This window comes from Candidatus Hydrogenedentota bacterium (assembly GCA_035416745.1).
Taxonomy (GTDB): Bacteria; Hydrogenedentota; Hydrogenedentia; order Hydrogenedentales; family SLHB01; genus UBA2224.
The window spans coordinates 33,263-47,499 of sequence record DAOLNV010000040.1 but is presented as its reverse complement, the minus strand read 5'-3'; the positions used below and the strand labels follow the sequence as shown (position 1 = coordinate 47,499).

Below are 14,237 nucleotides of genomic sequence, written 5' to 3'. Positions count from 1 at the left end.
ACGATTTTCTCTTCGGCAAACAGTTCGCGGGCGCGCGCGCGGCCCTTGATGCCCATCTCGCGGGCTTTTGCTTCGTTCTGAAGGACTTCGAGCGCGCACCGTGCCATCGCATCGGTGTCGCCAACCTCGCAGAGGTAGCCCGTTACGCCATGCTCGACTACCTCGCACACGCCCCCGGAGGCCGTCCCCAGGACCGGCACGCCGGAAAGCATGGCTTCGAGCGGCACCAGGCCGAAACTTTCGTGTTCGCTGGGCTGAAACACGAGGTCCGCGAGCGGCAGGATGCTCTCGACCGCTTCGTTGTTGCCCAGGTAGGTGATTTTGTCGCTGACGCCGAGCTGGCGGGCCACGCCAGCGGCCGAAATGCGTTCCGGACCGTCCCCAACCATGATAAGCCGCGCATTTACACGGTCGAGGATCTTCTTGAACGTGCGGACCACGTCCGTGACCCGTTTGACGGGGCGGAAATTCGAGATGTGCATGACGATCTTCTCGTCGTCGCCCGCAAGACTCTGACGGTTCGCCAGGGGCGCGTTAAACCGGTCGAGATTCACGAAATTGTAGATCGTATGGATAGGCTTGGATAGTTCAAAGGCCGCCTGCGTTTCCTTGGCGAGCCAATTTGAAACGGCCGTGATCCGGCAACTGCGCTCCATGGCGAACTTCGTGAGATGGAAGTAGGAGGGGTCGCTCCCCACAAGGGTGATGTCGGTGCCGTGCAAGGTCGTCACGATATGAAAACGCTTGTCCGCGGGCATCATCTCCCGTGCGATGACCGCGCACGCCGCGTAGGGGATGGCATAGTGAACGTGCCAAAGCTCGATATCGTGCTCTTTCGCCACCTCGAACATCTTTGCCGAAATCGCCAGCGTAAAGGGAGGATACCGAAAGAGCGGATACGGCACGACGTTGACCGTGTGCGAGAAGATGTTCCGATAGAATCCGCGAAGGCGGAATGGAGGCTCGGTGGTCACGAAGTGGATGGTGTGGCCCCGTTTCGCCAACGCAATGCCGAGTTCCGTGGCAAGAATCCCACTGCCCCCCGCCGTCGAGTGGCAGGAAATGCCTATTCTCATTCGATCATCTCCAAGTTCGGCAGCGTGTCAATCCCAAGAGGACGGGTGATGTACAGGGGCTCTCCGTACCGCACGCCGATGCGGTTGCCCCAGTAGGCGGCCCGGGTGCGCACAAAGTCCCAGAACTCCGGGCTCGATACGTAAGTCGGGAATCCCCCATACTCGGGGTTATAGAACTGCGACTTGTATTGCTGGAGCGCCGCCATCTTCGCGTCCATGTGCTCCGAGATGTCCATAACCAGTTGCGGAGGCGTGGGATCGCCATAGACCCGGTAGAAATAGCGCCGCATGACGCGATGGGGTTCCCGCTGGGCGTCCGGGTCCATATGGCGCAAGCCTGCAAAATAGTTCGCATCGCGAATGAGCTCGTGGGCCGCGCCGTGGTCCGGATGACGGTCATCGGTCATGGGAGCAATGAGAACCTTGGGCCTGAAAGAGCGTAAATAGGGTATCAGCTTCTTTTGTTGCTCGTTGGTGTTGGCGACCTTGCCGTCTTTAAGCTTTGCGGACTCGCGCCGCGCGACTCCAAGGATTTCAGCCGCCGCCGCGGCTTCCTGCGCCCGCTCCGCGGGGGAGCCGCGCGATGCCAGTTCTCCTTCCGTGAGGTCCAGAATTCCTACTGAGTACCCCTTCGAGGCCATCTTGTGGATGAGCCCCCCCATTCCGACCTCGGCATCGTCAGGGTGTGCGCCTACGACCAGAATATCGACCGCTGTCATAGTTCCACCTCCTGCAGTTGGAAAGACCCGATGTCGATTTCTTTGAGCAGGCGCGCCGCCAAGCCCCAGCCGTGCTCAAACATGAACGAGAACACAGTATACACACGTTCCTGGGGTTTTCGCCATGGCACGAGACACTGCTGCAGGCGGACTACCTGTCTGCGCACAGCCTCGACCCGTTCCTCGTCCCGGCGGGTCAGCACATCCCTGATACGGTCAAACTCCGAATCCACTCGCAGACCCATCGACTCCGTCATCTCACGTGCAACGGGATCCGTTTGCTCCAGAATGGCAAGAAGCTCTCGAAAACGGTTTCGAACATCCTTTTGCGCCACGGTAATCGCCCCATACGAGGGCTCTTCGGCGATATGGCGGAACACTTTCTGTTCCAACTGTTCCAGTGGCCGTTCCAGGTCCCGCGGCGACAGCGATAACTTCTCCATCAGCTTCCTGATTCGCGTCGTCACCAAGGCGCACTGTGCTCTCGGATACACTGCGGGGAAGGACTGGCCGAATTGCTCGAAGACCCCCTTAATTTGTCCCCAATAGCCAAGTTCTGCTGGTCCAGCCACATACGCCACCGCATTGAAGAGCCGTTGCTGGACCACGGGCCGCAGGGCGACGTTGGCACTGAACCGCCCGGGCTCCTGGGCAAGGAGTGCGAGCAACTCATCTCCGGTATAGGTTATGCCTTCTTCTGGGACGTGGAACCTGGCGTCCTCATAGGTAACTCCGCGGCGCCGCCCTCCGACTTCCAGAAAGAAGTTGCACATGTTGTCCGATTTCGTGACTTGGGGTTGGAAGCCTAGTTTTGCCAATGAGTTACCCGCATCGTTCAACCTGCGTGTCGATTCAAGGGGGTTTTGGATTTCAACAGCCATCAGCTCGGACTGAAGCGCTCGTGCCGCTGAAAGATGCGGAACGAATAGGACCAGAGAGGTATCTCTGAACATCCGGGAAAGCAATCGTGTAAACCATTCGCACAGCGTCCGGGACTGTTCGGCGGACTCGTGCAGAAACGCGGTAACGCTATCCGTCAGTTCAGACTTTCGCATCTCCTGGGCGGCAGTGTCGATTGCCTCGTGAACCGAGTCCTCGACCGGCACCCGGTACAGGGGAAGGTCGGTGATGTCCTGCTTCGGTTTGTACGTGAGGCTGAGGGGCTCGTCCCTCTTCGTGAGAAAATGCGCTGTGGCAGCCTCCTCGAAATCGTGGTCCTCGCTTGCGGCCCAGAAAACCGGGATGCACCGCCTGCCCGAACGCGCTTCGATTTGTTGGGCCAACTTGATAGCCGTAATTGCCTTATAAATGGTGTACAGGGGTCCGGTAAACAACCCCGGCTGCTGTCCGGTGACCACCACAAGTTCCGTTCCGTCCAATGTCGCGCGTGTCCCTATGCGTTCGTTATAGGCCCGCATTTCTTCCACCAGAGGCTTTGGCCAGGAAACGGGGCCCGGAAGCCGCGCATACAACGCGGATAGGGGACATGCGTAGAACGGCATCAAGTCGGCCGCTTCGTTCAGGTACTCTTTGGAGAGGTCCCGCACCGTATCACTCCTTGAGGCCCGCCGCAATCATGCGCGGCGTCACGGAATCAAGCCCGGCCCCTGTGTAATCCCCGTAGAGCGCCTCCACCTTCAGGCCTCCCTCACGCAACAGGTCTTCAAACTCACTGGGGCTGTAAAGCCGAACGGATTCCTCGACTTCCCGGATGGCCTCGCCCCTGTAAATGACTGTTGTAAGCTTGTTTAGCCGATTCTTAACCGTATCGATCCAGCGCTGGTCACGAATCTCGTAATCCTCATGTTTCCGGATGCTCTCAGGAACCAAGCGAGTGATTGCGCTTTCCCTGTTCACATAGTCGATGAAAAACCGGCCGCCAGGTTTCAGAGCTCCAGCCAGCCCGAAGACTACCTTGAAATTGTCCTCGACCTCAACAAAATATCCAAACGAGGTGAAGAAATTGGTCACCGCATCGAAAACGCCCACGAACGGAATCGCCCGCATATCCGCCCGTACCAGAGCACAATCCCGGCCGACCATACCGCGGGCAATCCGCAGAAGCGCTTCCGAATAATCCAGACCCGTCAAGGAGGCGCACCGGTGGCGCAAGTGTTTCATGTGCCGGCCGTTACCGCAACAGAGGTCCAATACGCGCTCGTTCCCGGCCAGTCTCAACTGAGCCGCCGCGAAGTCTGCTTCCGGCTCCGCCGCTTCGACCGTCCGATGGGCATAGAGAAGAGGGTAAAGGTCGTCAAAGGCGCGGACATACCAGTCCGGCGCAATATCTCTGGGACAGTCGCTCATGAATCACCGCCCGGTCTCCGACTCACCAACCTGATGGATCTTGATAAAGTCTGTACGGCCCCCGACCAGAAGCGGGGTGCCCGCAACGATCACGACCGTATCGCCATGCTGGGCGAGTCCCTCACGGCTCAGAATATCGTCTACCTGGCCAACCATGGCGGTAAGGTCTCGGGTTTCGGCTCCCGGCAGAGTCTGAACCCCCCACAAAAGAGCGCAGCGCCTCCGGGCCTCGTCGTTGACTGTCACGGCAACTATCGGTTTGCGAGGGCGGTGGCGCGAAATCATGCGCGCACTATAGCCGGACATGGTGAAGCACGTAATGCACACGGCATTCACGTCTTCAGCGGCCTGGCTTGCCGCCAGGCCGATGGCATGTGCAAACGCGGTTTCATGACGGCTGGCATTTTCGGGCGCCACCAGGGCGCAGCGCGGGGACTGCTCGATAATTTCATCAGTCTTCAGAGCTACCTGGGCCATTGTGGCCACGGACTCGATGGGATAACGCCCGGAAGCCGTCTCGCCGCTGAGCATCAATGCGTCCGTGCCGTCGTGAATCGCGTTCGCTATGTCCGCCACCTCGGCACGGGTGGGCCGGGCGCTGGCCATCATCGATTCGAGCATCTGGGTCGCGGTAATCACGGGGAGCCCGTTCCGGTTACATTTCCGAATGATGTCCTTCTGAATTTGCGGAACCTCGTCGAGATCCATTTCCACTCCCAGGTCGCCTCTGGCAACCATCACGGCGTCCGCTACCCGGATTATCTCGTCAATGTTCGCAACCGCCTCGGGGCGCTCGATCTTGGCAACCACCGAGGCCCTGTGCCCCCCCTCTGCAATAAGCTCTTTCAGGTGGCATATGTCTTGCCCCGACCGAACGAACGAAAGTGCCACAAAATCGACGCCGAGGTCCAGAGCAAATTCCAAATCCTCGATATCCTTCTCCGTCAACGGAGCGGCGCTTACGGCTACCCTTGGCATATTGATGCCCTTGTGTTCCCCCAGCTTGCCGCCGCGCACCACTGTGCAATGGACATCCGGGCCTTTCACCTCGAGAACACGCAATTCGAGCATGCCGTCCGCGAGCAGGAGGCGGCTCCCGGGCTGTACGTCCTGCGGGAGGGATTCATAGGTCGTCGAGACGCACCGGGCATTCCCAGGCACGTCCCGGGCAGTAATGCAGAAAGAAGCGCCCGGGGACAGATTGACCGGGCGTCCGTCTTCCAAACGCCCGGTCCGGATCTTCGGTCCCTGAAGGTCGGCCATCACGGCGACAGCCCTGCCCGTTTCGCTGGCCGCGCGCCGCACCGTCTCGAATACGTTGCGATGATCGTCGTGGCTGCCGTGCGAGAAATTGAGGCGTGCGACGTCCATGCCCTCCGTCATGAGGCGCTCGATCGTTTGATAGTCGCGCGAACTGGGTCCCAGCGTACAGACGATCTTGGTCCGGCGCATAGCCTGGTTAACCCTCCGAGTGAGTGAAAACACCGTAAATTGCGCGCACTGCCGTCTCCATGTCTTTATCTTCGACGCCTACGATGATGTTGTTTTCCGAAGAGCCCTGGTCGATAACGCGTATGTTCACGCGGGCCTCCGCGAGCGCGCCCATCAGTTTCGCGGCAATACCGATGTGACCCGCCATGCCCTGGCCTACCGTTGCGATCAGCGCAAGCCCCGGCGACAACTCCACGCGGTCGGGATCGCACCGGCGCTCGATCTTCTTGATCACCGCGGGACCGTGGCTGCCCAGCAAGTCGTCCCTGACTATCACCGAAACCGTGTCGATACTCGACGGCATATGCTCGAAACTGATCCCGAACTCTTCGAGGATCATCAGCAAGCGGCGGCCAAACCCCAATTCGCGGTTCATCAGCGCTTTTTCGATTGTGATCATGGAGAAACCCTTGCGCGCCGCAATGCCGCACACGGGTTCGGTGCTCTCGCGTTTAGACACGATCATCGTTCCCGGCACCTCAGGCTTGTGTGTATTGCGGATGTTGACCGGGATGCCTGTTTCACGGACGGGGAAGATCGCCTCCTCATGCAGCACCTTTGCGCCCATGTACGAAAGTTCGCGCAGTTCCTTGTACGTCACTTCTTGGATGCGCCTGGCATGGGGCACCACTCTCGGATCGGCCATACGGAAGCCCGAAACGTCGGTCCAGTTTTCGTACAGGACGGAGTGGGTTGCCCGGGCTACGATTGCCCCGGTCACATCGCTGCCGCCCCGTGAAAACGTCCTGACCCGGCCGTCGGGCATCACTCCGTAGAAACCCGGCACAACAAACAGGCCGTCTCCTGCCATGCGTTTTGCCAAAGCACTGTAGGTCTTTTTGTCGAGCCCCCCTTCATCATCGAAGAAAACGCACTCGGCAGGGTCGATAAACGTGGCTCCCAGAAGCTCCGCCATCAGCAGGCCGTTGAGATATTCCCCGCGGGAAGCCATGTAATCCGGTTCAGCATGCTGCTCTCCCTCGGCGGCGATCCGTTCCATGTGTGCGCCCACGTCGAAGGGGATACCCAGCTCCCTCGCCAACTCCCCGAAACGTTCCGCGATGATGCCCTTCGGCTGGGACACATCCAGCCCCTGCTTAGCCAGGCTGTGCCACGCATACAACAGGTCTGTGATTTTCTTGTCCTCTTCCGTGCGTTTGCCTGGCGCCGACGGCACGATATACCGCCGCTGCGGATCGGACCGGATAATCGCTTCCGCTTTGCGGACACATGCCGCGTCTGCCAGCGACGATCCCCCAAATTTGCACGTGATGAATCCCATAACGCTCTCGGCTTCTCCTTCCCGTTGCAGGTCTATTGGGCCTGCCCGTCGTCTTGTTTCTCACGCAGCTCCGGAGGTGATTCGCCGCCCTTGGCGGTCCCACTGCCCCTCAATGTCCCCAGCTTCCCGGCCTCGAATCCTAAAGCGTGGACGTCACCCACCGGAGTATGTCGTTATATGTCACGAAAAGCAGCAGACTGATGATGATGACCAAACCCACTTGCTGGATGCGCTCCAGGGCTTTCTCGGGCAGGGGCTTCCTGCGAATGCCCTCCCAGGAAAGCAAGAGCAGGAGACCGCCGTCCAGCACTGGCAACGGCAGCAGATTGAATACACAGAGATTGACGCTGATGAACGCCGTTATCTTGAACAGCCACATCAAACCCATACTGGCCGCGGTCGTCGTCACCTGGTAAATCAGCACCGGACCGCCCAAGTCGCTCGGGCTTACCGTGCCCGTGAAGAGCATGGCGAGCGTTTTAATTGTGCGCGACAACGCCTTGAACCCTTGACGAAACGCCTCGGGAACCACCTCGCGTGCAGCGGCCCGGTGGAAAACCATCTTTTCACCCCAGACAATGCCGATGGCCGCCGACGGCACCGGAGTGATTTCGACGGTTTGTGTTTCTTCCGCTCCGGCGAGCCCGAACAGGCGCGCTTTGTGCCGAACTTTGAGCGTCAGGCTCTTGCCAGCGCTGTCCCGCTCCGCCTCGCGAAGGTTCACAGCCGTTGCCGGCTTGCCGTTCACTTCGAGAACTTCGTCCCCCCGAGCGAGGCCCGTGTCCTCTTTCACTTGGTCCGAGACATATCCGATGGTCGGCGGCCCCTCTCCCTCTTCCTCGCTGTAAAGGGAGGGTGAGAACACAACGCCTTCGAACCGTCCAATCGTTGCCGGCTTGAGCGTCACGTCGAACACCGCATTTTCGCGCTCGACCTCGAGGCTCACCGTGCCGTTGTCCCCCATGTTTTCCAGGAACTTGGTAAAGCTTGTGCTGTCAATGATTTGGCCATTCGCGGTTTGCAGAATATCGCCATCTTTGAGGCCCGATTCACAAGCAGGTAATCCAGGCAGGATCCGGCCTATCAGCGCCGTCCTGAATGGCTCGATGCCAAACTGTGTATGCTTGCTGTCTTCAACGTGTTGGGGTTCAATTCGAGACAGGTACCGGACCGTTTCCCCCTCTTCGGAACGCTCGAGCAGCACATCCAAGACTCTGCCGGCCCCCAGAATCGCCGCAAAGCCGACGTCCGAGAAGCTGCGCATGGCTTCGCCGTCAACAGAGATGATCAGGTCACCCGTCCGCCAGCCCGTTGTATCCGGTTCGCCGGCGGTTGCCGTGTTCTCCGCGGTATCGGGTATTCGGTACATCGGCGCCGTGGCCGCGGGAGACTCGGGTTTCACAAATCCTACTCGGGCGGTGACCTCGCTTTCAGGAACTTCGGTGCCGACCGCCGCCACTATTCCGTATAACAAGACCCCCAGCACAACGTTCATGACCGGCCCGGCTGTGATAACAATCATCCGCTGCCACACGGGCCTGTTGTTGAACCAGCGTTCCGGAGGGACCTCGCCGTACTGTTTCTGACGCTCCTCTTCGGTAAGGGGGGTGTCCTCTTGTCCTGCCATTTTCACGTAACCACCGATAGGCAAGGCACCTACACAGTAGTCCGTTTCTCCGAGCTTGATCCCGAACAGCCGGGGAGGCATTCCGAGGCTGAACCGGTCGACATAGATATGGCATGCCTTAGCCGCGATAAAGTGTCCCATTTCGTGAAAGAAAATGAGCACTCCCAATACGATAATAAACACAAATACGCCGCCAAAAACCATTACTTTGCACTCCGTGACCTCGCCGGACCTCTTCTTCGGCCAGCCCGTCGATCACCATATTGTAAATCAAACATGGGGGGGAAGTTCCATATTCGCGATTCTTGTGCTCATACTGTCTGAAATCTGGCCTCAATATAGCGTTCCGCCCGCTCTCGGGCGCATCCATCGGCAGCCAGAACGGACTCGAGCGACACCTCGTTCTCGATAGGGGAACTCGCCAAAACATGCTCCACCAGGGCCGGGATTTCCAGAAACGGGATTCGCTTCCGGCAGAAAGCCTGGACCGCCACCTCATTCGCTGCGTTCAACACCGTCGGCGCGGTCCCACCCTTTCTGGCGGATTTGAGAGCGAGGTGCAGGCACGGGAATTCGCTGAAATCGGGTTTGGCGAAGGTAAGCTTCTCAACCTGGGTCAGGTCAAGACGGCCCATGGGCTCTCGGACGCGCTCAGGCCATGTCAACGCGAACAGGATGGGGAATTTCATGTCCGTTGGACCCATCTGTGCCAAGATACTGCCGTCGGTGAATTCCACCATGCTGTGGACAATGCTCTGGGGATGGATGATCACGCCGATCTTATCGAGCGGCATGCCGAAAAGCCACATGGCTTCGATGACTTCCAATCCCTTGTTCATCAAGGTAGCCGAATCCACGCTGATCTTCTTGCCCATGTCCCACGTGGGATGGTTTGCCGCCTCTTCAGGGGTAACGTTGCGGCGCGCTTCGCACGGTTTGCCGTAAAAGGGCCCGCCCGACGCCGTGAGATGAATCCGGTGAACATCGTCCCTGGAATGCCCTTGCAGGCATTGGAAGACGGCGTTGTGCTCGCTGTCCACCGGCAGCACGTCCACGCGCCTGCGCCTGGCTGTCTCCATAATCAACGGGCCAGCCATGACCAGGGGCTCCTTGTTGGCCAGCGCTATGCGGTTGCCCGCTTCGATCGCCCGCAGTACCGGCTTGAGACCCGCCGCGCCCACGACAGCGCACAGCGCAACGTCCACGCTCATGGCGGCAATCTCCTCCAAACCGTTGCTGCCGCGCCACAAACGCGTATTCAGGCCCGAGAGGTCCAATCGGGCGGCGGCCGCTTCATCCGCTACCGCCACATGGGGAGGGCGAAACTCGCGCAGCTGTTCGGCCAGCAAATCGGTATTCGAGAACGCGCCGAGCGCGACTACCTCAAACATGCCGGGGTAGTGTCGCACCACGTCAAGGGCGCTTCGGCCAATCGAGCCCGTCGAGCCCAATATGGAAAGGCGTATCGGCACAACCGGATCCCTGTATCTCGAGATTCCGCGCCTACTTCAAACTTTCGGCGCCCTGCATGCGTTTATTCATTGTTATTCTGGCGGCCCAATACCCGGGAAAGTGTGTGACGGCTCTTGTACCGCTTGTAGAGCAGTTTCTTGATGGCCGATTCAGACCCCATCTTCAGTACGCGGCGGGCAAACCGCCGGGCGACGCGCATCCGGATGTTGGCGACTTCGACCCGCACAACCGGGATGGCTACCGCCGACATGCTCAGCGAGTCGATGCCCAAGCCCACAAGAATCTCCGTGAAAACCGGGTCGCCCGCCATCTCGCCGCACAGCCCGCACGGGATTCGAGCCGCCCGTGCAGCACGCACGACCTGCCGGATCAACCGCAACACCGCCGGATGGGCCGGCTCGTACATGTGAGCAATCTTTTCGTTGGCCCGGTCTACCGCCAGACCGTACTGAATGAGGTCGTTCGTGCCGATGCTGAAGAAATCCGATTCCGCCGCCAACAGATCGGCAATGACTACCGCGGACGGCACCTCAATCATTGTGCCTATCTGCACGTTCGGGTCGAACGGCACACCGCGGCGTTCGAGGTCGGCGCGCACCTCCTGGACCATATTCTTTACGCGGCGAAACTCGTCCAGGCCGCTTACGAGCGGAAACATAATCCGCACGTTCCCGTGAACGCTGGCGCGAAACATCGCCCGCAATTGAGCTTTGAAGATGTCCGGGCGTTCGAGGCAGAACCGGATGGCCCGCCAGCCCAGTTGCGGGTTGATTTCGTCCGCCAATTGAAGGTGCGAGACGAACTTGTCGCCGCCGAGGTCCAAGGTGCGCAAGGTTACCGAGGCGGGGTTCATGGCCTCGGCGACCGTGGCGTACGCATCGAATTGTTCCTGCTCGGAAGGAAGCGACGCACGATTCATGAACAAGTATTCCGTGCGGTACAACCCAATGCCCTGGGCCTTGGTCGTCTTGCTGTGCGAGATCTCCACCGGCAACTCGATGTTGGCCATGGTCGGGATCTCAAAACCGTCCAGAGTAACGCTGCGGATATCCTTCTCGGCCATCAGCAAGGCTTGGCGTTCCTCTTCGAGGCGTTTCTTCTCCGCCACGTAACGCCCGAGGGTTGTTTCCGTGGGCCTGAGAATGACGTCGCCGTGGCCGCCGTCTACGATGACGGTGTCTCCTGCGAGCGCCTGGGTCCCTACAGTCCCCAGCGCCACCACGGCAGGGATTTCAAAGGCGCGCGCGAGGATAGCCGTATGCGACGTCGGGCCGCTCAGGTCGGTCACCACCCCCAGCGTGTTTTCCAGGTCCATCTTCGCTGTGTCCGAAGGCGACAGGTCGTGGGCGACAACGACGCAAGGATGCTCAAGGTGTTCGAGACTTTCCATCTCGGCCTTCAGCAATCGCCCTTGAATACGCCGCAACACATCCACTACATCCTGGGTGCGTTCCCGGAATTTCGCATCGTCCACCGAGTCCAGCATCTGCGAGTAGCGCCCAATGAATTCCTCGACCAGCTGCTCAACGTTCCAGCCTTCGGTGCGTAAACGCTTTTCGATTTCCTCATGGAACGTGACGTCATCGAGCACCATCAAATGCGCCTCGAATATTTCCGCATGCTTGGGACCGAGATCCTGGGCGGTCTTCTGATGGAGACGTTGCAGGTCGACGCGCACGCATTCCATCGCATCGTGGAACCGCCGCAGTTCCGCCTCTTTGTCTTCAACCTGGTACTTGGGGACTTCCAGGCCGGTGAGTCCAAAAGGCAAGACGGGGCCAATAGCGATTCCGGGTGACACTCCTATGCCGCGCAGTGAAATCTCCACCTGGTCACTCTTCCCCGAAACCCGATGCCACAAGCTGCCGCACCGCGTTAATCGCCTGTTCGGCGTCGGGTCCTTGCGCCGTCACGATCATCTGGGTCCCTTGTGCTGCAGCAAGAGTCAGCAATCCCATAATACTCTTGGCGTTGACCCTTTGGCCATTTACGTTTATCTGCACGTCACTCTCGTATTGAAGGACGGTCTGCACGAGTTTTGCGGCGGGGCGCGCGTGCAGCCCCATTGAGTTCACAATGACCATTTGTTCGGTCAAGTCCGGCATTTATCATTATCCTAAAGTCCGTAACGGTGCAATCAAAACGCGGCGGTTTCTCCGGAAGCCTGTCAGGCGAATGGCCTCTCAGGGGACATGATCTTACCTACCTTGGATTCGGCCATGTCTCTTGCCTGATGCGTTCGAACCCACTGTGTTGAGCGCGCATAAAATATAGTGGATTGCGTGGGCATTTTTCAAAAGACGCCATTCTGAACCGCGTTCCGTGAGGAGCGATATGTCGAGACCACGCGGTTGCCCAAGTTCCAACCCGAGAGAAACTTATACAGGAACCGGCGGGATTGGTCGATGCCATGACGACGGGGCCGCTTATCCAGGCAGTTCCCGGTGCCGCAAACGCGCATCGTAGTTCATTTCGCGCAGCATAACCAGGATAGCGTGGGCGACCGCCACGGAACGGTGTTGGCCGCCGGTGCATCCCACTCCGATCGTAAGGTACGATTTGGGTTCAGCCGCATAGCGCGGTATCAGAAACTTGAGCAGGCCTTTCAAGCGGTCCAGGAATTCACGGCCGTCCGGGTTGGCAAGCACGAAATCATGCACGTCGGGCTCGCATCCCGTCTTGGGCCCCAGCTCGGGGTCATAGTGCGGATTGGGGAGAAACCGCACGTCAAATACCAAGTCGGCTTCCGGCGGAACACCTTTCTTGAACCCGAACGACATCACCGTGATGACCAGCCCTCGCGCTTCTCTGGGCCCTACGAACATGGACGCGATGCGCTCGCGCAGCTCCGCCACGGATGTGGAACTGGTGTCAATCACGAGGTCCGCCCGCGATCGCATCGGGGCCATCAGCTCACGCTCGCGCTGAATGCCTTCTTCAACGCTTCCCGCCGGCGAGCATGGGTGTCTCCTGCGCGTCTCACTATAGCGGTGAATCAAAACCTCGTCGGTGCTGTCGAGAAAAAGGGTCTCGACCGGAATGCCCATTTCCTCGATTTCCTGGACATAGCCCGGCAACCGCGAAAGGCCTTCGCCCGCCCGCGCGTCAAGACACACCGCCACCTTGCGCCGCGTAGATTCCGTGCTGCCCTGAACCAGTTCGGCAAACGTCGGAAGCAGCGATGCAGGAAGATTGTCGACGCAGTAATACCCCACGTCCTCGAGGAATCTCAGCGCCAGCGACAGCCCGGCGCCAGACAACCCCGTGACCAGCACGAATCTTCGTCCGCTAGGCATCGTCCGCGCTCATGAGATTCAAAAGCTTCTGATTGAGTTGCTGCGCAGGATAAATCCCGAGTTCTTTCAGGCGGTGATTCAATGCAGCAACCTCGAGGATGATCGCGATATTGCGGCCCGGCCGCACCGGAATGAGCAGGTAGGGAATCCGCGTGCGCAAAATGTCCACATACTCGTCCACAAGCCCCGTCCGGTCGTATTGGGCTTGCTCATTCCACATCTCGAGCTCCGCCACGAGGCCGATGCGTTTCGAGTTGCGCACGCAGCCCACCCCGTAGACGCTCTTGATGTCAATGATGCCCACGCCGCGGATTTCCATGTGGTGCTCGATGACGGGCGACGCCAAGGCAAAAATGATGCCCTCGCGCCCGCGCCGCATGGTCACCACGTCGTCCGCCACCATGCGGTGCCCTCGTTCGATGAGCTCGAGCGCGGTTTCGCTTTTCCCGATACCCGGCGCTCCCGTGATCAGGATGCCCACACCGTAGCAGTCGACGGCAGTCCCGTGCACGACTGTTTCCGGAGAGAATTCCTCGGCGAGAAACAGAATGATGCTGCTGATGACTTCGTCGGTGCTGCGACGCGAGCGCAAGACCGGTATTCCCCGTCGATTGCACATGTCGAGGAAGATATTCCGGGGGCGGAGACTGCGCGATAACACAAACGACGGGATTTCGAACGAAAACATCGCTTCCAGGCGATGTTCGAGCTCCGAGGTCGAGAGCTTCTCCATGAAATGGATTTCGGTGTTGCCCAGAATCTGGATGCGGTCGTTGGCGAAGTACTCGAGATACCCGCTGAGCGCGAGCCCGGGCCGATTGATGTCTGAAATGAATACAGGCCGCCCGATACCTTGAAACCCGCCGATCAGTTCCAACTCCAGGGATTCGGTGAGCTGGTCTATAAGGCGTGCGACAGCGATGCTCTCTTTTCGGTTGATCGGGAGGTTCTTGGTGTCCATTGTCT

The 14,237-nt window shown here is 59.2% G+C and carries 12 protein-coding genes; all 12 read right to left on the bottom strand.

Translation table 11 applies throughout. The features are described 5' to 3' along the window. Window positions 1-1,076, bottom strand: a 1,076-nt coding sequence (gene bshA / locus PLJ71_13070; GenBank protein ID HQM49612.1) for an N-acetyl-alpha-D-glucosaminyl L-malate synthase BshA, incomplete at its 3' end; no start/stop codon positions are given. Next, window positions 1,073-1,795 carry a bacillithiol biosynthesis deacetylase BshB1 gene (bshB1, locus tag PLJ71_13065; protein HQM49611.1) on the bottom strand — a complete coding sequence of 241 codons (723 nt, stop codon included), beginning with the start codon at window positions 1,793-1,795 and terminating at the stop codon, window positions 1,073-1,075. The genes bshA and bshB1, both read right to left, overlap by 4 nt. Continuing rightward, window positions 1,792-3,342, bottom strand: a complete 1,551-nt coding sequence (gene bshC, locus PLJ71_13060) for a bacillithiol biosynthesis cysteine-adding enzyme BshC (GenBank protein HQM49610.1) — start codon at window positions 3,340-3,342, stop codon at window positions 1,792-1,794. The genes bshB1 and bshC overlap by 4 nt, the downstream gene beginning before the upstream one ends. Window positions 3,343-3,346: 4 nt before the next feature. After that, on the bottom strand, window positions 3,347-4,102 hold the full coding sequence (locus PLJ71_13055; GenBank protein HQM49609.1) for a class I SAM-dependent methyltransferase: 756 nt from the start codon (window positions 4,100-4,102) through the stop codon (window positions 3,347-3,349). 3 nt (window positions 4,103-4,105) lie between these two features. Next, window positions 4,106-5,554 carry a pyruvate kinase gene (gene pyk, locus PLJ71_13050; protein ID HQM49608.1) on the bottom strand — a complete coding sequence of 483 codons (1,449 nt, stop codon included), beginning with the start codon at window positions 5,552-5,554 and terminating at the stop codon, window positions 4,106-4,108. A 7-nt stretch (window positions 5,555-5,561) separates the two neighbouring features. After that, on the bottom strand, window positions 5,562-6,875 hold the full coding sequence (locus PLJ71_13045; protein HQM49607.1) for an aspartate kinase: 1,314 nt from the start codon (window positions 6,873-6,875) through the stop codon (window positions 5,562-5,564). Between the two features lie 139 nt (window positions 6,876-7,014). Further along, window positions 7,015-8,706 (bottom strand): site-2 protease family protein, encoded by a 1,692-nt coding sequence (locus PLJ71_13040; protein ID HQM49606.1) that lies wholly within the window; start codon window positions 8,704-8,706, stop codon window positions 7,015-7,017. Window positions 8,707-8,813: 107 nt separating this feature from the next. Then, a complete protein-coding gene (locus tag PLJ71_13035) occupies window positions 8,814-9,974 on the bottom strand; it encodes a 1-deoxy-D-xylulose-5-phosphate reductoisomerase (protein HQM49605.1) in 1,161 nt (386 codons plus the stop codon). Between the two features lie 62 nt (window positions 9,975-10,036). Beyond that, window positions 10,037-11,803 carry a phosphoenolpyruvate--protein phosphotransferase gene (ptsP, locus tag PLJ71_13030; GenBank protein HQM49604.1) on the bottom strand — a complete coding sequence of 589 codons (1,767 nt, stop codon included), beginning with the start codon at window positions 11,801-11,803 and terminating at the stop codon, window positions 10,037-10,039. A 4-nt stretch (window positions 11,804-11,807) separates the two neighbouring features. Then, the gene (locus tag PLJ71_13025; protein ID HQM49603.1) at window positions 11,808-12,080 is read right to left on the bottom strand and encodes an HPr family phosphocarrier protein; all 273 of its coding nucleotides are present in this window, start codon (window positions 12,078-12,080) and stop codon (window positions 11,808-11,810) included. Between the two features lie 321 nt (window positions 12,081-12,401). Beyond that, complete coding sequence (gene rapZ, locus PLJ71_13020) at window positions 12,402-13,271, bottom strand: RNase adapter RapZ (protein ID HQM49602.1); 870 nt, start codon at window positions 13,269-13,271, stop codon at window positions 12,402-12,404. Then, on the bottom strand, window positions 13,264-14,232 hold the full coding sequence (gene hprK, locus PLJ71_13015; GenBank protein ID HQM49601.1) for an HPr(Ser) kinase/phosphatase: 969 nt from the start codon (window positions 14,230-14,232) through the stop codon (window positions 13,264-13,266). Before hprK ends, rapZ begins: the two co-directional genes overlap by 8 nt. Between the last annotated feature and the right edge of the window lie 5 nt (window positions 14,233-14,237).